Origin of the sequence: Streptococcus sp. F0442 (assembly GCF_000314795.2) — a bacterium.
Taxonomy (GTDB): Bacteria; Bacillota; Bacilli; order Lactobacillales; family Streptococcaceae; genus Streptococcus.
The window spans coordinates 425,938-444,700 of sequence record NZ_KB373314.1 but is presented as its reverse complement, the minus strand read 5'-3'; the positions used below and the strand labels follow the sequence as shown (position 1 = coordinate 444,700).

General features: G+C 42.4%; 20 protein-coding genes and 1 other annotated feature (1 of these 21 cut by a window edge). Of the genes, 19 read left to right on the top strand and 1 reads right to left on the bottom strand.

The annotated features are described in order from the left end of the window. Nucleotides 1-10, top strand: a sequence feature (ribosomal protein L21 leader region); it begins 78 nt to the left of the window's first position. A 34-nt stretch (nt 11-44) separates the two neighbouring features. From rplU to proC, 18 genes are all read left to right on the top strand, one after another. Then, nucleotides 45-359 carry a 50S ribosomal protein L21 gene (gene rplU / locus HMPREF9186_RS02345; protein ID WP_003007734.1) on the top strand — a complete coding sequence of 105 codons (315 nt, stop codon included), beginning with the start codon at nt 45-47 and terminating at the stop codon, nt 357-359. A gap of 15 nt (nt 360-374) precedes the next feature. After that, a complete protein-coding gene (locus HMPREF9186_RS02340; RefSeq protein ID WP_009731218.1) occupies nt 375-719 on the top strand; it encodes a ribosomal-processing cysteine protease Prp in 345 nt (114 codons plus the stop codon). Between the two features lie 17 nt (nt 720-736). Beyond that, nucleotides 737-1,030, top strand: a complete 294-nt coding sequence (rpmA, locus tag HMPREF9186_RS02335; RefSeq protein ID WP_003002805.1) for a 50S ribosomal protein L27 — start codon at nt 737-739, stop codon at nt 1,028-1,030. A 216-nt stretch (nt 1,031-1,246) separates the two neighbouring features. Continuing rightward, nucleotides 1,247-1,993 carry a DeoR/GlpR family DNA-binding transcription regulator gene (locus tag HMPREF9186_RS02330; protein WP_009731217.1) on the top strand — a complete coding sequence of 249 codons (747 nt, stop codon included), beginning with the start codon at nt 1,247-1,249 and terminating at the stop codon, nt 1,991-1,993. Nucleotides 1,994-2,158: 165 nt separating this feature from the next. Further along, a complete protein-coding gene (gene lacA / locus HMPREF9186_RS02325) occupies nt 2,159-2,584 on the top strand; it encodes a galactose-6-phosphate isomerase subunit LacA (RefSeq protein WP_009731216.1) in 426 nt (141 codons plus the stop codon). Nucleotides 2,585-2,600: 16 nt separating this feature from the next. Then, on the top strand, nt 2,601-3,116 hold the full coding sequence (gene lacB / locus HMPREF9186_RS02320; protein ID WP_009731215.1) for a galactose-6-phosphate isomerase subunit LacB: 516 nt from the start codon (nt 2,601-2,603) through the stop codon (nt 3,114-3,116). Between the two features lie 10 nt (nt 3,117-3,126). Next, nucleotides 3,127-4,056: a tagatose-6-phosphate kinase gene (locus HMPREF9186_RS02315; protein WP_009731214.1), complete on the top strand. Its 930-nt coding sequence runs from the start codon at nt 3,127-3,129 to the stop codon at nt 4,054-4,056. Between the two features lies 1 nt (nt 4,057). After that, nucleotides 4,058-5,038: a tagatose-bisphosphate aldolase gene (gene lacD, locus HMPREF9186_RS02310; RefSeq protein ID WP_009731213.1), complete on the top strand. Its 981-nt coding sequence runs from the start codon at nt 4,058-4,060 to the stop codon at nt 5,036-5,038. Between the two features lie 452 nt (nt 5,039-5,490). Continuing rightward, nucleotides 5,491-6,324, top strand: coding sequence for a PRD domain-containing protein (locus HMPREF9186_RS02305; protein WP_009731212.1), 834 nt, complete (start codon nt 5,491-5,493; stop codon nt 6,322-6,324). A 34-nt stretch (nt 6,325-6,358) separates the two neighbouring features. Next, nucleotides 6,359-6,676 (top strand): PTS lactose/cellobiose transporter subunit IIA, encoded by a 318-nt coding sequence (locus HMPREF9186_RS02300; protein ID WP_009731211.1) that lies wholly within the window; start codon nt 6,359-6,361, stop codon nt 6,674-6,676. Further along, on the top strand, nt 6,676-8,373 hold the full coding sequence (locus HMPREF9186_RS02295) for a lactose-specific PTS transporter subunit EIIC (protein WP_009731210.1): 1,698 nt from the start codon (nt 6,676-6,678) through the stop codon (nt 8,371-8,373). The genes HMPREF9186_RS02300 and HMPREF9186_RS02295 overlap by 1 nt, the downstream gene beginning before the upstream one ends. A gap of 87 nt (nt 8,374-8,460) precedes the next feature. Beyond that, on the top strand, nt 8,461-9,867 hold the full coding sequence (gene lacG / locus HMPREF9186_RS02290) for a 6-phospho-beta-galactosidase (protein WP_332251582.1): 1,407 nt from the start codon (nt 8,461-8,463) through the stop codon (nt 9,865-9,867). A gap of 126 nt (nt 9,868-9,993) precedes the next feature. Next, the gene (locus tag HMPREF9186_RS02285; RefSeq protein WP_003001728.1) at nt 9,994-10,896 is read left to right on the top strand and encodes a LysR family transcriptional regulator; all 903 of its coding nucleotides are present in this window, start codon (nt 9,994-9,996) and stop codon (nt 10,894-10,896) included. Between the two features lie 3 nt (nt 10,897-10,899). After that, on the top strand, nt 10,900-11,361 hold the full coding sequence (gene lspA, locus HMPREF9186_RS02280) for a signal peptidase II (protein ID WP_003001852.1): 462 nt from the start codon (nt 10,900-10,902) through the stop codon (nt 11,359-11,361). Continuing rightward, the gene (locus tag HMPREF9186_RS02275) at nt 11,351-12,241 is read left to right on the top strand and encodes an RluA family pseudouridine synthase (RefSeq protein ID WP_009731208.1); all 891 of its coding nucleotides are present in this window, start codon (nt 11,351-11,353) and stop codon (nt 12,239-12,241) included. Before lspA ends, HMPREF9186_RS02275 begins: the two co-directional genes overlap by 11 nt. Nucleotides 12,242-12,315: 74 nt before the next feature. Next, on the top strand, nt 12,316-13,425 hold the full coding sequence (gene proB, locus HMPREF9186_RS02270) for a glutamate 5-kinase (protein WP_009731207.1): 1,110 nt from the start codon (nt 12,316-12,318) through the stop codon (nt 13,423-13,425). Between the two features lie 10 nt (nt 13,426-13,435). Further along, nucleotides 13,436-14,683: a glutamate-5-semialdehyde dehydrogenase gene (locus HMPREF9186_RS02265; protein ID WP_009731206.1), complete on the top strand. Its 1,248-nt coding sequence runs from the start codon at nt 13,436-13,438 to the stop codon at nt 14,681-14,683. Nucleotides 14,684-14,686: 3 nt separating this feature from the next. Further along, on the top strand, nt 14,687-15,502 hold the full coding sequence (gene proC, locus HMPREF9186_RS02260; RefSeq protein ID WP_009731205.1) for a pyrroline-5-carboxylate reductase: 816 nt from the start codon (nt 14,687-14,689) through the stop codon (nt 15,500-15,502). A 288-nt stretch (nt 15,503-15,790) separates the two neighbouring features. On the opposite strand, the gene HMPREF9186_RS02255 is transcribed toward proC, so the two are convergent. After that, complete coding sequence (locus tag HMPREF9186_RS02255) at nt 15,791-17,314, bottom strand: ATP-binding cassette domain-containing protein (protein WP_009731204.1); 1,524 nt, start codon at nt 17,312-17,314, stop codon at nt 15,791-15,793. Nucleotides 17,315-17,631: 317 nt separating this feature from the next. Between HMPREF9186_RS02255 and hemW the strand changes: the two genes are divergently transcribed. Further along, nucleotides 17,632-18,762, top strand: a complete 1,131-nt coding sequence (gene hemW, locus HMPREF9186_RS02250; RefSeq protein WP_037613892.1) for a radical SAM family heme chaperone HemW — start codon at nt 17,632-17,634, stop codon at nt 18,760-18,762. Nucleotide 18,763: the final 1 nt, after the last annotated feature.

The window sequence follows — 18,763 nt, the reverse complement described above, 5'->3', positions numbered from 1 at the left end:
TCACAAAAATACGGGGAAACCCAAAAATACATAGGAGGTGCATAATGAGCACATACGCAATCATTAAAACTGGCGGAAAACAAGTTAAAGTTGAAGTTGGTCAAGCAGTCTACGTTGAAAAATTGAACGTTGAAGCTGGTCAAGAAGTTACATTTAACGAAGTTGTTCTTGTTGGTGGTGAAAACACTGTTGTCGGAACTCCACTTGTTTCAGGAGCTACTGTTGTTGGAACTGTTGAAAAACAAGGAAAACAAAAGAAAGTTGTTACTTACAAGTACAAACCTAAAAAAGGTAGCCACCGTAAACAAGGTCACCGTCAACCTTACACTAAAGTTGTCATCAACGCAATCAACGCTTAATTTTTAGGAGAACACATGATACAAGCAGTCTTTGAACGAGCCGAAGATGGCGAGCTGAGGAGTGCAGAAATCACTGGGCACGCTGGAAGTGGCGAATACGGCTTTGATGTCGTGTGTGCATCGGTTTCTACGCTTGCCATTAACTTTGTCAACTCTGTTGAGAAATTTGCAGGCTATGAACCGGAACTAGAATTAAACGAAGAAGAGGGTGGTTTCATGCGGGTCACAATCCCGACAGACATTCCACCTCATCAAAGAGAAATGACCCAACTATTCTTTGAATCATTTTTCTTAGGGATGGCAAACTTATCGGAGAACTCATCTGAGTTCATCCAAACAAGAGTTATCACAGAAAACTAACATGGAGGAAAACAATTATGTTGAAATTGAATCTTGCTAACTTGCAACTTTTCGCCCACAAAAAAGGTGGAGGTTCTACATCAAACGGACGTGATTCACAAGCAAAACGTCTTGGAGCTAAAGCAGCTGATGGACAAACTGTAACAGGTGGATCTATCCTTTACCGTCAACGTGGTACTCACATCTACCCAGGTGTGAACGTTGGACGTGGTGGAGACGATACTTTGTTCGCAAAAGTTGAAGGCGTAGTACGCTTCGAACGCAAAGGTCGCGATAAAAAACAAGTTTCTGTTTACCCAATCGCAAAATAAAAAGGTTCAGTGAACTTTTTTATTCCGAGCCTTGAAATAAAAAGGTAAGGATGCTTTAAATAGCATAAAATAAGGCTTTCCGAATATATCGGAGAGCTTTTTTCATTGTTTTTGATAGAATTATTTGTTTAAGTCTGTTAATATAATGTTTGATTTTGTGTTTTTTAAAAAATGTAGTATAATAGAGACAAATATAGCAGGAATGGAAGTAGTACCATGAAAGATAGCAGACATGTTGAAATTCTTCAGGAACTGGATCGAAAAAGTGTGGTATCAGTCAAAGAACTCAAGGAACTCTTTGGGGTGACAGACATGACCATTCGTCGCGATCTGATCGATCTTGAAAAACAAGGTCTTTTAGTTCGTGTACATGGTGGAGCCCACAAAAAGGTAAAAGATAGCTTGTTAGAGGCTTCTCACAGTGAGAAAAATCTCATCAATATTGATGAGAAACGAACCATTGCAAAAAAATGTGCAGAGTTGATCGAAAATGGGGATACCGTCTTTATTGGGTCTGGTACGACAACAGATTTTATCGGGGACTATTTAGAAGGAAAGGAAATCAGTATTGTCACCAATTCCCTCCCCATTTTTGAAAAGCTAAAGGATTTTCCAAATTATGACTTGATCTTAGTTGGTGGTCGCTACCGAGTGAAGACACAAACTTTTGTAGGTCAATTTGCTAATAAACTCTTGAAAGAAATCAAGGTTTCTAAAGCTTTCATCGGGGTCAATGGCATCGATGGGCATCATGTTTCCACAGCCAATGAAGAAGAAGGAAATGGTAATGCCATTATTCTAAACAATGCAATTGAGAAATATGTGGTTGCTGATAACAGTAAGTTTGATAGCTATTCTTTCTATAGTTTCTATCGAGTGGAAGACCTGAATGCCATTATTACTGATGATAGTATTCCAAAGAAGATCAAAGACAAATATGCCTTGTATACGAAAATCATATAAAACAAAATATGGTGTATTTATTATTAAAAAATGTTCAAAAACAAACAATTTAATGTTGACTTTCGTTCGAAATAGGTGTAATATAATATCAAAAGTAAGAAAATGTTTCTTTGTGAAAAAATAACAACAGAAATATTGACGAAGCGAATAAAAGGAGGACAGGACATGTCTATTGTACTTGGTGCAGATGCTGCAGGATTAAGATTAAAAGATCTCGTAAAAGACTTTCTTTTAAAAGAGAGTTTCGATGTTGTGGATGTAAGCACAGATGGTCAAGATTTTGTTGATGTGACATTGGCAGTTGCGAGCGAAGTGAACAAAAACGATCAAAATCTTGGAATCGTGATTGATGCTTATGGAGCTGGTCCGTTTATGGTTGCGACTAAAATCAAAGGAATGGTGGCAGCAGAAGTTTCAGATGAACGTTCTGCTTATATGACTCGCGGCCACAACAATTCTCGAATGATTACCATGGGTGCTGAAATTGTTGGGGATGAATTGGCGAAGAACATTGCCAAAGGATTCGTCAATGGTAAATACGACGGAGGTCGTCACCAGATCCGTGTCGATATGTTGAATAAGATGTGCTAATGAGAGGAGAATTCAAATGAGAATTGCAATTGGTTGTGATCACATTGTGACAAATGAAAAAATGGCTGTTTCTGATTTTTTGAAATCAAAAGGATATGAAGTGCTCGATTTTGGAACCTATGACCATACGCGGACACACTATCCCATCTATGGTAAAAAAGTAGGAGAAGCCGTAGCAAGTGGCCAAGCAGATCTTGGTGTTTGTATCTGTGGTACGGGTGTTGGGATTAACAATGCTGTTAACAAAGTACCTGGTATCCGTTCTGCCTTGGTACGCGATATGACAACTGCTCTCTATGCAAAAGAAGAATTAAACGCTAATGTCATCGGGTTTGGGGGTAAAATTACTGGTGAATTGCTCATGTGCGATATCATTGAAGCATTCATCCACGCTGAATACAAACCAACTGAAGAAAATAAAAAATTGATCGCTAAGATCCAACATGTGGAAAGCCATAATGCACATCAAGCGGATGCTGATTTCTTTACAGAATTCCTTGAAAAATGGGACCGTGGTGAATACCACGACTAAGAGGTGACGTATGATATTAACGGTCACGATGAACCCTTCGATTGATATTTCTTATCCTTTGGATGTACTCCAGTTGGATACAGTCAATCGTGTGGCTGAGGTGAGTAAGACAGCTGGTGGGAAAGGTCTTAATGTTACTCGTGTACTTTCTGAGATAAAGGATCCAGTGGCAGCGACTGGTCTACTTGGTGGTCGAACGGGGCAATTCATTCTCGATCATTTAGGAGAAGGGATAGAGGAACGTTTCTTTGAAATTGTTGGAGATACACGTAATTGTATCGCCATCCTTCACGAAGGCAAGCAAACAGAAATCTTAGAAAAAGGTCCTACCATTTCTGAAAAAGAAGGGCAAGACTTTCTCGACCATTATCGTCACTTGGTTGAACAAGTAGAGGTTGTTGCCATCTCTGGAAGTCTTCCTGCTGGTTTACCGGTGGACTACTATGCTAGCCTTGTCAAGATTGCAAGGGAAGCTGGGAAACCAGTCGTACTCGATTGCTCGGGAGCTTCTTTAGAAGCTGCCATTCAAGCAGCTGTCAAGCCTACGGTCATTAAACCAAACAATGAAGAATTATCACAGTTGTTAGGAAAAGAAGTGAGTAAGAATGTGGAAGACTTAAAAGAAGTTCTTCAGGATTCTCTCTTTGATGGCATCGAATGGGTGATTGTCTCCCTTGGTGCAAATGGCGCTTTCGCTAAGCATGGGGATGTCTTCTATAAGGTAGATATTCCTAAGATCGATGTCGTCAATCCAGTCGGATCTGGAGATTCTACTGTTGCAGGGATTGCATCTGGACTCTACCACCATGAGAGTGATGCAGATTTACTCAAAAAAGCAAATGTCCTAGGAATGTTAAATGCTCAAGAAGCACAAACAGGACATGTCAACATGGGGCACTATGATGCCTTGTATCAACAATTAATCGTAAAAGAGGTATAAAATGGTATTAACAGAACAAAAACGCAACTATTTGGAACGTCTCAGCACAAAAGATGGTGTCATTTCAGCTTTGGCTTTTGACCAACGAGGTGCTTTGAAACGTTTGATGGCCAAATATCAAGATACAGAACCAACAGTCGCACAAATGGAAGAATTAAAAGTCCTTGTAGCTGATGAATTGACAAAATATGCTTCCTCTATGTTATTGGACCCAGAATATGGTCTACCTGCTACAAAAGCCTTGGACAAAGATGCTGGTCTCTTACTTGCCTATGAAAAAACAGGTTACGATACATCAAGCACAAAGCGTCTACCAGACTGCCTCAACCTTTGGTCAGCAAAACGCATCAAAGAACAAGGCGCAGATGCTGTGAAATTCTTGCTCTACTATGATGTAGACAGTGCAGATGAACTCAACCAAGAAAAACAAGCTTATATTGAACGCATCGGTTCTGAATGTGCTGCAGAAGATATTCCATTCTTCCTTGAAATCTTGGCTTATGATGAAGGAATTGCGGATGCTGCGTCAGCTGAATATGCGAAAGTGAAACCTCGTAAGGTGATTGAGGCTATGAAAGTCTTCTCAGATCCTCGTTTCAATATCGATGTCTTGAAAGTGGAAGTTCCAGTTAATGTGAACTTCGTGGAAGGATTTGGAGAAGGAGAAGTAGTCTATAGTCGTGAAGAAGCAGCTGCTTTCTTCAAAGAACAAGAAGAAGCAACTAACCTTCCATACATCTATCTCAGTGCTGGTGTATCTGCAAAACTCTTCCAAGAAACCTTGGAATTTGCGCATGAGTCTGGTGCTAACTTCAACGGTGTTCTTTGTGGACGTGCGACATGGGCAGGTTCAGTAGAAGCCTACATCAAAGATGGAGAAGCAGCTGCTCGTGAATGGCTTCGTACAGAAGGTCGACAAAATATTGAAGAATTAAATGACGTCTTGGCTAAAGTAGCGACACCTTGGACAGAACGCGTATAAGATTCAAATGATGATTGCCTCCTAAAGCAACAGTTAGAGAGTGGGACAGAAATCGGTAATTCGTTAGAATTCGATTTCGTCGTCCCACCTCCGCACAGTTGAGTAGGGCTGTAAAAGCTGATGAAATCAGCGTAGTAGAGCCCACTCAACCACTGCGTCTTGCTCGACAATCCAAAGATGATTGAGAGGCTAGGACTTTTGTCCCAGCCTCTTCATTATTTTAAGGTCTTGTTTCTTTTTTATAAAAAAATGTTTAAAAATTTTCGCTGTAAGGGTTTACAAAACAAAAAGCTTATGATAGAATAAGTTTATAAAGTTGAATAGCAGTGAGCGTTACTAAGTTAGATTAGGCGTGACCACAAGTAGACTGAACAATTAGTGTAGGCTAATTTTTTCAGTTGCTTCGTGGTCATTTTTATTTGCTTTTAACAAATTTTACAAAGGAGAGCCTCATGTATCGTATTATCCATCCAATGAACAATAATGTTGCTTTGGTTCAAAATGAACTACAACAAGAGTTAATTGTTGTTGGGAGTGGGATTGCTTTTGGGAAAAAGAAAAATGATCTAGTAGCTGATGATAAGGTCGAAAAAGTATTTCGTTTAAACACGGATGAGTCAAGAGAAAACTTTATGGCCCTTCTAAAGGATGTTCCTCTTGATTTCATTACAACCACTTATGAAGTGATTGATACCTTGTCTAAGAAATATGCCTATCCTGTTCAAGAATATATCTATGTGACATTAACTGATCACATCTTTTGTTCTTACCAGGCAGTTCAACAGGGAAGATATAAACACAGTGACCTTCCTGATGCGTCTGCTATGCATCCAATTCCCTATAAAATCGCAAAAGAAGCGATTGAGATCTTTCGAAAGCGACTCTTGGATCAATTTCCTGACGATGAAGTGAATCGCATCGCTTATCATTTCATTAATGCACAAGGGGAAATGATTCATGAGCAAGATCCAGATGTCCAGGACCGACAAGTTATTTTGAAAGCTGTAGAAGAAAAACTAGCTCAAAATGGATTGAAACGGAAAGAAGAAAACAGTCATTTCTATGATCGCTTTATGATCCATCTCAATTATTTCCTAGATTCGCTAGATAAGGGAAGAGAAGATCCAGAAGGTTTGAGCGAGATGGAACAACTGATCCAGCTAAGTTATCCAAAGGCTTATGAGATTAGTCATCAAATTTACCAAACCATTGCTGAACAGACAGGAGCCAAGATATCTCCTAATGAAAAAGTCTATTTAGCCCTTCATATTCAACGTCTATTATAAAAATTTTCAAAAGGTATCATAAGGAGGAACCAACATGAATAAAGAAGAAGTCCAATTACTTGGGTTTGAAATTGTCGCTTATGCCGGTGACGCTCGATCAAAATTAATGGAAGCCTTAAAAGCTGCTGAAAATGGTGATTTTGCTAAAGCAGAATCCTTAGTAGAAGAAGCAGGGTCCTGTATCGCTGAGGCTCACAAATCTCAAACGACCATGCTAGCGCAAGAAGCAGCAGGAGAAGAAATCCCCTATAGCATTACCATGATGCATGGTCAAGACCATCTCATGACAACGATCCTATTAAAGGACGTGATTCACCATCTGATTGAACTATATAAAAGAGGAGCGAAATAATGAATAAACTGATTGAACTGATTGAAAAAGGGAAACCTTTCTTTGAAAAGATTTCTCGAAACAAATATTTGCGAGCGATTCGGGATGGCTTTATTGCAGGGATGCCTGTTATCCTTTTCTCATCTATTTTCATCCTAATTGCGTATGTTCCAAATGCATGGGGCTTCCATTGGTCAAAAGAAATTGAAAACTTCTTGATGACACCTTATAGCTATTCGATGGGAATTTTGGCTTTCTTCGTAGGTGGGACAACGGCTAAGGCTTTGACTGATTCAATGAACCGTGACCTCCCAGCAACCAACCAAATCAACTTCATTTCTACAATGTTGGCTTCTATGGTTGGCTTCTTGCTCATGGCTGCTGAACCTGCTAAAGATGGCGGATTCTTAACAGCATTCATGGGGACTAAAGGGTTGCTAACAGCCTTTATTGCAGCCTTTGTTACCGTTAATGTTTACAAGGTCTGCGTGAAAAACAATGTGACGATTCGCATGCCAGACGAAGTTCCACCAAATATCTCTCAAGTATTTAAAGACTTGATTCCATTCACTGTATCAGTGGTTCTCCTTTATGGACTTGAATTGATTGTTAAGGGCGGTCTCGGTGTAACAGTAGCTGAATCTATCGGTACGCTTCTTGCTCCTCTCTTCTCAGCAGCAGATGGTTATGTTGGAATTACGATCATTTTCGGTGCTTTTGCATTCTTCTGGTTTATTGGTATTCACGGCCCATCTATCGTTGAGCCTGCGATTGCAGCGATCACTTATGCAAATGCCGAAGTCAACTTGAACCTCCTTCAACAAGGTATGCACGCTGATAAGATCCTTACATCTGGTACACAAATGTTCATCGTCACTATGGGTGGTACTGGTGCAACTCTTGTTGTTCCGTTCATGTTTATGTGGTTATGTAAATCAAAACGAAATCGTGCTATTGGACGCGCTTCAGTAGTTCCTACATTCTTTGGTGTAAACGAACCAATCTTGTTTGGTGCACCACTTGTTTTGAACCCAATCTTCTTTATCCCATTCATCTTTGCACCAATTGCAAACGTATGGATCTTTAAGTTCTTTATTGAAACACTTGGCATGAACTCATTTACTGCCAACCTTCCATGGACTACACCAGGACCTCTTGGTATTGTTCTTGGTACAAACTTCCAGTTCTTATCATTCGCTCTTGCAGCATTGTTAATTGTAGTAGATATTGTTATCTACTATCCATTCCTCAAGGTTTATGATGAACAAATTCTTGAAGAAGAACGTTCAGGTAAAACTAATGATGAATTAAAAGAAAAGGTAGCTGCAAACTTTAACACTGCAAAAGCAGATGCTATTCTTGAAAAAGCTGGAGTAGATTCAGCACAAAATACAATTACTGAAGAAACAAACGTCCTCGTTCTTTGTGCTGGTGGAGGAACAAGTGGTCTTCTTGCCAATGCTTTGAATAAAGCCGCAGAAGAGTATAAAGTTCCAGTTAAAGCTGCAGCAGGTGGCTATGGAGCCCACCGTGAAATGTTGCCAGAATTTGACCTTGTTATCTTGGCGCCTCAGGTTGCTTCCAACTTCGAAGATATGAAGGCTGAAACAGATAAACTAGGCATCAAATTGGCGAAGACAGAAGGTGCTCAGTACATCAAGTTAACCCGTGATGGAAAAGGTGCTCTAGCCTTTGTTCAAGCTCAATTTGAAGAATAAGAACTAAAAAGTGAGATGGAGATGGATGGCTCACTAACTCCTCTCCCCTCGCTTTTCATTTTATCCAATCAAGAAATAGGTGAAAATATGACAAAAACACTTCCTAAAGATTTTATTTTTGGTGGCGCAACTGCAGCTTATCAGGCAGAAGGTGCGACTCATACAGACGGTAAAGGACCTGTTGCATGGGATAAATATTTAGCAGACAACTATTGGTATACTGCTGAACCAGCGAGTGATTTCTACCATAAATATCCAGTAGACTTACAGTTGGCGGAAGAATATGGCGTAAACGGAATTCGTATTTCTATTGCTTGGTCACGTATTTTCCCAACTGGCTATGGTGAAGTCAATCCAAAAGGGGTAGAATTCTATCATAAGTTATTTGCAGAATGCCATAAACGTCATGTAGAACCATTCGTAACTCTTCACCACTTTGATACTCCTGAAGCTCTTCACTCAAATGGAGACTTCTTGAATCGTGAAAATATCGAACACTTTGTAGATTATGCTGCTTTCTGTTTTGAAGAATTCCCAGAAGTAAACTACTGGACAACCTTCAATGAAATTGGCCCAATCGGGGATGGTCAATACTTGGTTGGTAAATTCCCACCAGGTATTCAATATGACCTTGCCAAAGTCTTCCAATCTCACCACAATATGATGGTTTCGCATGCTCGTGCTGTGAAAGTGTACAAAGACAAAGGCTACAAAGGTGAAATCGGGGTTGTTCATGCTCTTCCAACTAAGTATCCATTGGATCCTAAAAATCCTGCAGACGTACGGGCTGCTGAGTTGGAAGATATCATCCATAACAAATTTATCTTGGATGCGACTTACCTTGGACACTATTCAGATGCAACCATGGAAGGGGTAAACCACATTTTGTCTGTTAATGGTGGTAGTCTGGATCTTCGGGACGAAGACTTTGCAGCGCTTGAAGCAGCTAAAGATTTGAACGACTTCCTTGGAATTAACTACTACATGAGTGACTGGATGGAAGCCTTTGAAGGTGAAACTGAAATCATCCACAACGGTAAAGGGGAGAAAGGAAGCTCTAAATACCAAATCAAAGGTGTTGGACGTCGTGTAGCTCCTGACTATGTACCTCGTACTGACTGGGACTGGATCATCTACCCTAAAGGTTTGTATGATCAAATCATGCGTGTCAAGAAAGATTATCCAAACTACAAGAAGATCTACATCACTGAAAACGGACTTGGATACAAAGATGAATTTGTGGACAACACGGTTTACGATGATGGCCGGATTGATTATGTGAAACAACACTTGGAAGTATTGTCTGATGCGATTGCCGATGGTGCAAACGTCAAGGGTTACTTCATCTGGTCATTGATGGACGTCTTCTCATGGTCTAATGGTTATGAAAAACGTTACGGACTCTTCTATGTTGACTTTGAAACCCAAGAGCGCTATCCGAAGAAATCGGCTCATTGGTACAAGAAAGTAGCTGAAACTCAAGTGATTGAATAAGTATCAACTGGAACTGTTTTAGTTCCAGTTTTTTATTTTCACTTGATGAAGGTCTCTTAAACGCATCTCTTCTTTCAGCCCCTAATTTATGGTATAATAGATCGATACTGTAATAAGGAAAATAGAATGAATATACAACAATTACGATATGTAGTGGCGATTGCCAATAGTGGTACTTTTCGTGAGGCTGCTGAAAAAATGTATGTGAGTCAGCCGAGCTTGTCTATTTCAGTACGCGATCTGGAAAAGGAACTGGGCTTTAAAATTTTTCGTCGAACTAGTTCGGGGACATTTTTGACCCGTCGGGGAATGGAATTTTATGAAAAAGCGCAGGACGTGGTTAAGGGGTTTGATATTTTTCAAAATCAATATGCCAGTCCTGAAGAAGAGAAGAAAGAATTCTCTATTTCTAGTCAACACTATGACTTCTTGCCACCATTGATGACGGAATTCTCGATCCGCTATCCGGAAAATAAAAACTTCCGCATCTTTGAGTCAACGACGGTCCAAATTTTGGATGAAGTGGCTCAAGGGCATAGTGAGTTAGGGATTATTTATCTCAACCGTCAAAATACCAAGGGGATTATGCAACGGGTTGATAAATTAGGGCTTGAAGTAGTGGATTTGATTCCTTTTCAGACTCATATTTACCTTCGTAAGGGACACCCTCTGGCTAAGAAGAAAAAACTGGTCATGGAAGATCTAGCTCAGTTGCCAACTGTTCGCTTTACCCAAGAAAAAGATGAGTACCTCTATTATTCAGAGAACTTTGTCGATACCAGTTCGAGCTCCCAAATGTTCAATGTAACCGACCGGGCTACCTTGAATGGGATCTTGGAGCGGACAGATGCTTATGCGACTGGATCAGGCTTTTTAGATAGCCAGTCAGTGAATGGCATTACCGTGATTCCTTTAGAAGACAACTTGGACAATAAAATGGTCTATGTCAAACGCGAAGAGATGGATCTCTCCCCTGTAGCAGAGAAGTTTGTCGAGGTCATGGTAGAGTATTTTGATCAAAAGAGGTAAGAAATGAAGAGAAAAACAATGGTTCCAGTAGCAATCGTGCTATTGGTCCTACTGGATCAGTTGGTCAAATGGTATGTAGTCAAGAACATTCCACTGGGTGTCGTTAAGTCTTTTATTCCCCATGTGGTCAGCCTGACCTATCTTCAAAACACAGGTGCAGCTTTTTCGCTTCTTGAAAATCAGCAATGGTTCTTTACCCTCATCACGCTAGTCGTGATGGTGGGGGCCTTTTACTATCTCTATAAGCACCTCAAGGGATCGCTTTGGATGGTGACAGGCTTGACCTTGGTGATTGCGGGTGGATTGGGGAATTTTATCGATCGCCTGCGTCAGGGCTTTGTAGTCGATATGTTCCACCTGGATTTTATGAATTTTGCCATTTTTAATGTAGCAGATAGTTATTTGACAGTTGGAGTTTTCTTGCTCCTGATCCTGATGTTGAAAGAGGAAACGCATGGAAATTAAAATCGAAGTAGCCGGTGCGCGACTGGATAAGGCTTTGGCGGATTTGACTCCCTTGTCACGAGCTGTAGCCAATGAGCAGATCAAAGAAGGAAAAGTTCTGGTCAATGGAACTGTGAAAAAAGCTAAGTATACGGTCAAAGAAGGAGACATCATCCAGTATGAAGTCCCAGAAATGGTAGAGATCAGCTATGAAGCAGAAGATCTGCCCTTAGACATCGTCTATGAGGACCAGGATGTCGTCGTCGTCAATAAACCCCAAGGCATGGTTGTTCACCCAAGTGCGGGTCATACCAGCGGGACCTTGGTCAATGCACTGTTATACCATGTCAAGGACCTTTCAGGGATCAATGGAGAATTGCGTCCAGGGATCGTTCATCGGATCGACAAAGACACGTCAGGCCTCTTGATGGTCGCAAAAAATGACCAAGCCCACGTCGCCTTAGCAGAGGAACTCAAAGACAAAAAATCTCTCCGGAAGTATTGGGCCATTGTCCATGGCAATCTTCCTAACGATCGGGGCATGATCGAAGCACCAATTGGTCGCAGTGAAAAGGACCGGAAAAAACAAGCAGTGACGGCTAAAGGAAAACCTGCAGTGACCCGTTTTCAAGTCTTGGAACGCTTTGGGGATTACACGCTGGTAGAGTTGCAACTGGAGACCGGTCGGACCCACCAAATTCGGGTGCACATGGCCTATATCGGCCATCCAGTAGCTGGAGATCCTGCTTATGGTCCTAAGAAGACACTCAAAGGGAAAGGACAGTTTCTGCATGCACGGACACTCGGCTTTACCCACCCTCGCACAGGAGAGACTTTGGAATTTACTGCAGAAGTGCCAGCAATCTTTGAGAAAACGCTGGAAGACCTTCGAAAAGAATAATGAAGAATGGCTGAATGGAGATTCAGTCACTTTCATTACATACGAAATAAATAGTATTAGAAAGAAACATAGAGATGAAAGCAAAACGAATCGTCTTTAAAGTAGGGACCTCGTCTTTGACCAATCCCGATGGGAGTCTCTCCAGACAGAAGGTCAAGGTCATTACTCAGCAGTTGGCCCTCTTACACGAATTGGGGCATGAGTTGATCATGGTTTCATCAGGGGCGGTTGCTGCTGGGTTTGGTGCCCTTGGTTTTAAGAAACGGCCGACTAAGGTGGCAGACAAGCAAGCCTCTGCGGCAGTTGGCCAAGGCTTATTGATGGAAGAATATACCTCTAATCTTCTTTTACGCAACATTGTTTCTGCACAAATTTTATTAACCCAGGATGACTTTGCGGATCAACGTCGCTATAAGAATGCCCACCAGGCCCTTTCTGTCTTACTCAACCGTGGGGCGATTCCGATTATCAATGAAAATGATACGGTTTCTATCGCTGAGCTAAAAGTTGGTGACAATGATACCTTGAGTGCGCAGGTTGCGGCCATGGCCCAGGCGGATCTTTTGGTGCTGTTGACGGATGTGGATGGCCTCTATACAGCCAATCCTTCTCAGGATCCAACAGCCAAGCGTTTGGAGCAGATCGAGCACATTTCTCGCGAGATGATCGAGATGGCTGGAGGTGCGGGTAGTAGCAATGGAACTGGCGGAATGCTGACCAAACTCAAGGCAGCGACCCTGGCGACAGAGTCTGGGGTTCCTGTCTATATTTGCTCATCTCTCAAGCCTGATGCCTTGATCGAAGCGGCGCAAGAGCAAGCAGATGGCAGTTACTTCCTAGCAGAGGACAAGGGTTTAAAAACCCAGAAGCAATGGCTAGCCTTTTATGCAGAAAGTAAAGGAGCTCTTTGGGTGGATGCTGGAGCTGCTGAGGCCTTGTTGCAATACGGAAAGAGCTTATTAATTTCTGGTGTGACCAAGGCAGAAGGGGATTTTTCTTATCAAGACATCGTCAGCGTCTATCATCAAGAGTCAGGACAATTACTAGGGAAAGGGAAAGTTCGTCTCGGCCAGTCGGCTGTGCGCGATATGCTCCAATCTAAAAAAGCCAAGGGAATCCTCATCCACCGTGATGATTGGATCTCGGTAACTCCTGAGATTGACTTACTCTTTACAGAATTCTAAAGGAAAATGTATGGAAACAACACAAGAACAATTAGCCCTAGCGAGATCGGCTAAGAAAAGCATCAATACGGCCAGTACAGCTCTTAAAAATCAGGCCTTAGAAGCTATGGCCAGCCAGCTTCTGAAAGCGACGGAAGCCATTTTAGCAGCCAATCAAATCGATATGGAAGTAGCACGCGGGAAGATCTCTGAAGTCATGCTAGATCGCCTATTTCTTGATCAAGAACGGATTGAAGGGATGGCACAAGGGATCCGTGCTTTAATCGATCTGCCAGATCCGATTGGGGAAGTGCTGGATACTGAAGTTTTGGAAAATGGCCTTGAAATCCAGAAAATTCGAGTAGCCATGGGCGTCATTGGGATCATTTATGAAAGCCGTCCAAACGTAACGTCAGACGCTGCAGCGCTTGCCATCAAGAGTGGAAATGCAGTGGTTCTTCGTACTGGAAGGGATGCTTTTCATTCTGCCCAAGCGATCGTGACCGCTCTTAAAGCTGCATTGGAAGAAGCCGGACTCAATCCAGACCTTCTCCAATTGATCCAAGATACGAGTCGAGCTTCCAGCCTTGCTATGATGAAGGCCAAGGGCTACCTGGACTTGCTTATTCCACGTGGCGGTGCTGGCTTGATCCAAGCAGTGGTTGAAAATGCCATTGTCCCCGTGATCGAGACAGGAACTGGAATTGTTCATGTCTATGTGGACAAGGAGGCTGACTTCCAGAAAGCCCTAGCGATTATTGAAAATGCCAAGACCAGTCGCCCTTCTGTCTGCAATGCTATGGAGGTCTTGTTAGTCGATCAAGCGATCGCGTCTGATTTCTTGCCCTTGGTCAAAGAGCGCTTAGTGGATGAGCGGGAAAGATCGGTTGAGTTGCGTCTAGATGAAGACGCACAGGCTATCATTTCGGGGACAGCAGCGCAGGAGCAGGATTTTGATACCGAATTTTTAGATTATATATTAGCAGTCAAGGTTGTTGATGGAGTCGAGGAAGCGGTAGGCCACATAGAAGCTCATAGCACCCATCATTCGGATGCCATTGTGACTGAAAATCTTAAGACAGCCGCTTATTTTACCAAGCAAGTAGATTCAGCAGCCGTTTATGTCAATGCGTCTACACGCTTTACAGACGGGGGTCAATTTGACCTAGGTTGTGAAATGGGGATCTCGACCCAAAAACTCCATGCGCGTGGACCAATGGGACTGAGGGAGATGACTAGTTACAAGTATATCGTCAGTGGAAATGGTCAAGTGAGGTAAGTCATGAAAGTAGCATTTATCGGTCTTGGAAATATGGGAGCTAGTCTGGCCAAAGCGGTCGCAAAAGAAGTGGCTAGCACAGACTTGCTCTTGGTCAACCGTTCCCCACAAAAGGTGGAAGAGTTTATTAGCCAGTATGGGGGAACAGCGTCTGATCTTGAACAAGTCTTTCAAGAGGCGGAGGTCATCTTCTTAGGTGTCAAACCCTACCAAATCTGCCCTTTACTTGAAGAGTACCAGGACATTTTGGGCCAACGTTCCAATCTCCTGTTGGTTTCTATGGCAGCAGGTCTGGAACTGGAGCAAATGGCAAGTGTAGTTAAAAATGAGCGAGTGGGTCTCATCCGCATCATGCCTAATACGCCCGTAGCCATTGGTCAAGGTGTCATCAGTCTGACCCGCTCCCAAGCAGTGACAGACCAGCAAGTAGCCCAAGTCAAACAGCTCTTAGCAGGAGCAGGGGCCCTCTACGAAATCGAAGAAAAATTGATGGATCCTGCAACTGCTATCGCAGGCTGTGGTCCAGCCTTTGTCTATCAGATGATCGAGGCCATGGCAGATGCAGGAGTTGCCATGGGATTGCCACGTAGTCAGTCTCTTCAGATGGCGGCTCAGACTTTCAAAGGGGCCGCCAGTATGGTCATAGAGACGGGGCAACATCCTGGAAGCTTGAAGGATGCTGTTTGTAGCCCAGGTGGCTCAACCATCGCAGGAGTCAATCGCTTAGAAAAAGACGGTTTACGGGGCGACATTATTGCAGGTGTGGAAGCGGCCTACAAACGCACCCATGAAATGGGACAAGAGGCAGGGCGAAATTAGATAAAATAATTGGTCAAAACCAAGCTTGTAGAACAGTGACGAACTGTTCTTTTATACAAATCTAACAAATTCAGAGTTATCAAATCCTCTATTGAAACTTTTCGCTGTGAGAAAAGTGCCTGAAACTTAATGGCTTCAGGCACTCGCTAGTTTTGAAACCTTAGGTTCAAAACTAAGTCATGGAACTTCTATGAAGTTCGCTGACGTCCGTTCTCACCTAAGGAAAGTTTCTAAGAGGAGTTCATTTTCAATTTAAAAGATTGGTTTTTTAGCCAATCTTTTTTTACGTTAGAGCGACTCTATCTCTACGAAGCCATTTTCAGTCAGACGATAGATTTTTTGGCAGACTTCTTTGAGGAAGGTCCGATCGTGGGAGACTGTAACCAGTCCACCTGGGTAGTCTACGAATAGGCGACGAATTTCTGGTTGGGAAGTGGGGGAAAAATTACGAGTAGGCTCGTCCAAGAGCAGAAATTGGGGACTTGTGAGTACTAATTGAAGGAGGAAGAGTTTTCCTTGCTGGCCACCAGAAAGTTCAGAGATAGGATGATACATTTCAGAATAAGTAAAGTTGAGGGAGGCTAAATGCAATTGAATAGTGTTGATTTCTTCGCGATCACCTGAATGCTGTAGAAATTGAACGGGTGTCTGAGTCATAGGGAGGCGTTCAGTGTAATCTTGAGGCATATAGGCAGTGCGGATACTCTCATTATTCTGTAAGATCTCCCAGATCATTTTTAGAAAAGTGGATTTTCCTACACCGTTGGAACCGATAATCCCTATTTTATCCTGTCCTAGAAGAGTAAGGGAGAGGTTCTTGACTAGGACACGATCACCAATTGCGAGCTCTTCTTGATCTAAGAGAAGGACACGTTTTTGAGGAGACAAGGGAGTTAGGGAAGGGAAATGCAGATTAATGATTTCCTCATCATAGGGTTGGGAAGTCATGGATTGGAATTCTCGCTCGTAGCGCTTTTCTTGTGAGAGGAGGGACTTCATTTTCTTTGCTAGGAGACGTCCAGCAGTGCTATCCTTAGTGTTTCGTAAGGATGTTTCGACTTGCTGACGGACGCGACGTTGCTTCTCCATTGTTTTTTTGTAGGCTCGTTGATCGTTGGCCGCTTGCTGAGTCTGTTGCTTGAATTGTTGCTCCCTCTGGCTACTGTAGTCTTGATAGCCTAGGTGCTCTACGATGGTTTCAGCTTCCTTGCGGTGTTTGATCTGTCTGAGATGTATGATGGTATCCGCCGTCTGAGTCAAAAAATCCTCATGATGGGAAATAAATATGATGGTTTGGGGATTGGTTTGGATCATCTGCTGGAGCCAATCCAAGGTCTCCAAATCCAGATCATTTGAAGGTTCATCTAAAAATAGCAATTCATGAGGACGACAAAGTTCGTGAAGCAGTTGGACCTTGAGGGCTTCTCCTCCAGATAGACTTCCGATAGCTTGGTCGCTTGCAAATCGGTCGCTATTAAATTGCAATTGATCAGCCAGTCTGTAGAGGGTGGCATAGTCTAGCTCGTCTTCTCCAAAAAAATATTCTTCCAAGCTTTTTTCTTTCAATGCTTCCGGCAAAGCCTGGGGAATATAGGCATAGGAGTGAAAATTAGTGGTGATTTCTCCTTCTATGGTCAGATAATCTGGTAGAGATTTTGGGGACATAAGGACCTGAAGTAAGGAAGATTTTCCATTCCCTTCTTCGCCAATAATAGCAACTTTTTCTCCTTCATGAATGGTCAGGGAAAGATCTCGAACCAGATCGCGTAAATCTTTTGTATGTCGGATAGTGAGGTGGGATAGTTTTAGCATAAGATTCCTTTCTACTGGGACAAAAAACAGCTCTACCTATTTAGTAGAGCTGTATTCATGTGGAACCCAAGCAGAAAAAGACCTTATTTAGCCAAAAAAAGCTGGAAAATAGGCAAGAGGGTACACAAAAAGAGATAGAACAAGCAGTCCACTAAATAAAGTATTTTATTTAACGAAACTTAGTTGTTCATATCTCCTTACCTCCGAATATGATTAAATTTATTCTATTCCTTTTATTCGTTATTGTCAAGGAATTCCTTGCTTCTTACTCACTTTTCTTTTCGGACTCGGGGGGATTTTATGGTATAATTAAAGGTATGCATACAAAACCAACGTCCGCTTATGTCCACATCCCATTTTGTACCCAGATTTGTTTTTATTGTGATTTTTCGAAGGTCTTTATTAAGAACCAACCGGTCGATGCCTATTTGGAGCATTTGATCCAAGAATTTCGTCGGGAAGAAATCTCACACTTACGGACTCTCTATATTGGGGGTGGGACACCGACAGCTCTATCTGCGGATCAGCTAGCCTATCTGATTAAGGAGCTGACCAAGTCGCTTGATCTGTCTCAGATGGAAGAGTTGACCATCGAGGCCAATCCTGGTGATTTGGATCCGGATAAGATTGCGGTCTTGAAAGATTCGCCGGTTAATCGGGTTTCATTGGGCGTGCAGACCTTTGATAATCGTTTGCTCAAGAAGATTGGTCGGAGCCATCAAGAGCAGGATATTTATGACAATATCGACCGTCTGAAGCTGGCTGGTTTTGACAATATTTCGATCGACCTCATCTATGCCCTTCCGACGCAAACCATGGACCAGGTCAAAGAGAATGTCGCTAAGGCTCTTGCCCTTGACATTCCCCATATGAGCCTCTATAGCTTGATTCTTGAGAATCACACAGTCTTTATGAACCGCATGAGACGGGGCAAGCTTCCTCTACCTAAAGAGGAGTTGGAAGCAGAGATGTTTGAATACATTATTCAGGAGTTGGAGCGAGCGGGCTTTGAGCATTACGAAATTTCCAATTTCTCCAAGCCTGGTTTTGAAAGTCGGCACAATCTCATGTATTGGGACAATGCTGAGTATTATGGTTTGGGAGCTGGAGCATCCGGCTATGTCGATGGGATTCGCTACAAGAATCATGGCCCCATTCGTCACTATATGCAGGCTGTCGAAGAGGGAAATGCGCGTGTCCAAGAAGAGCATCTGACTCAGACAGAAATGATGGAAGAAGAGATGTTTCTAGGACTACGTAAGAAAACAGGCGTTTCCAAGAAGCGTTTTGAAGAAAAGTTTAGTGTGAATTTTGACCAACAATATGGATCAGTGGTTGAGGAATTGACCCAGCAGGGCCTTTTGGTACCTGACAAGGATATTGTACGAATGACCAAGAAAGGTCTCTTTTTAGGAGACACTGTAGCAGAGAAGTTTATTTTGGAGTAGA

Bases quoted from the DNA above. Each gene is read 5' to 3' on its own strand.
- HMPREF9186_RS02305 (WP_009731212.1), top strand. From the start codon at position 5,491: ATGTATCGTATTATCCATCCAATGAACAATAATGTTGCTTTGGTTCAA.
- proB (WP_009731207.1), top strand. From the start codon at position 12,316: ATGAAAGCAAAACGAATCGTCTTTAAAGTAGGGACCTCGTCTTTGACC.
- HMPREF9186_RS02300 (WP_009731211.1), top strand. From the start codon at position 6,359: ATGAATAAAGAAGAAGTCCAATTACTTGGGTTTGAAATTGTCGCTTAT.
- HMPREF9186_RS02330 (WP_009731217.1), top strand. From the start codon at position 1,247: ATGAAAGATAGCAGACATGTTGAAATTCTTCAGGAACTGGATCGAAAA.
- rpmA (WP_003002805.1), top strand. From the start codon at position 737: ATGTTGAAATTGAATCTTGCTAACTTGCAACTTTTCGCCCACAAAAAA.
- HMPREF9186_RS02340 (WP_009731218.1), top strand. From the start codon at position 375: ATGATACAAGCAGTCTTTGAACGAGCCGAAGATGGCGAGCTGAGGAGT.
- hemW (WP_037613892.1), top strand. From the start codon at position 17,632: ATGCATACAAAACCAACGTCCGCTTATGTCCACATCCCATTTTGTACC.
- proC (WP_009731205.1), top strand. From the start codon at position 14,687: ATGAAAGTAGCATTTATCGGTCTTGGAAATATGGGAGCTAGTCTGGCC.
- HMPREF9186_RS02315 (WP_009731214.1), top strand. From the start codon at position 3,127: ATGATATTAACGGTCACGATGAACCCTTCGATTGATATTTCTTATCCT.
- lacB (WP_009731215.1), top strand. From the start codon at position 2,601: ATGAGAATTGCAATTGGTTGTGATCACATTGTGACAAATGAAAAAATG.
- HMPREF9186_RS02275 (WP_009731208.1), top strand. From the start codon at position 11,351: ATGGAAATTAAAATCGAAGTAGCCGGTGCGCGACTGGATAAGGCTTTG.
- lacD (WP_009731213.1), top strand. From the start codon at position 4,058: ATGGTATTAACAGAACAAAAACGCAACTATTTGGAACGTCTCAGCACA.
- lspA (WP_003001852.1), top strand. From the start codon at position 10,900: ATGAAGAGAAAAACAATGGTTCCAGTAGCAATCGTGCTATTGGTCCTA.
- lacG (WP_332251582.1), top strand. From the start codon at position 8,461: ATGACAAAAACACTTCCTAAAGATTTTATTTTTGGTGGCGCAACTGCA.
- HMPREF9186_RS02295 (WP_009731210.1), top strand. From the start codon at position 6,676: ATGAATAAACTGATTGAACTGATTGAAAAAGGGAAACCTTTCTTTGAA.
- HMPREF9186_RS02265 (WP_009731206.1), top strand. From the start codon at position 13,436: ATGGAAACAACACAAGAACAATTAGCCCTAGCGAGATCGGCTAAGAAA.
- HMPREF9186_RS02285 (WP_003001728.1), top strand. From the start codon at position 9,994: ATGAATATACAACAATTACGATATGTAGTGGCGATTGCCAATAGTGGT.
- lacA (WP_009731216.1), top strand. From the start codon at position 2,159: ATGTCTATTGTACTTGGTGCAGATGCTGCAGGATTAAGATTAAAAGAT.
- HMPREF9186_RS02255 (WP_009731204.1), bottom strand. From the start codon at position 17,314: ATGCTAAAACTATCCCACCTCACTATCCGACATACAAAAGATTTACGC.
- rplU (WP_003007734.1), top strand. From the start codon at position 45: ATGAGCACATACGCAATCATTAAAACTGGCGGAAAACAAGTTAAAGTT.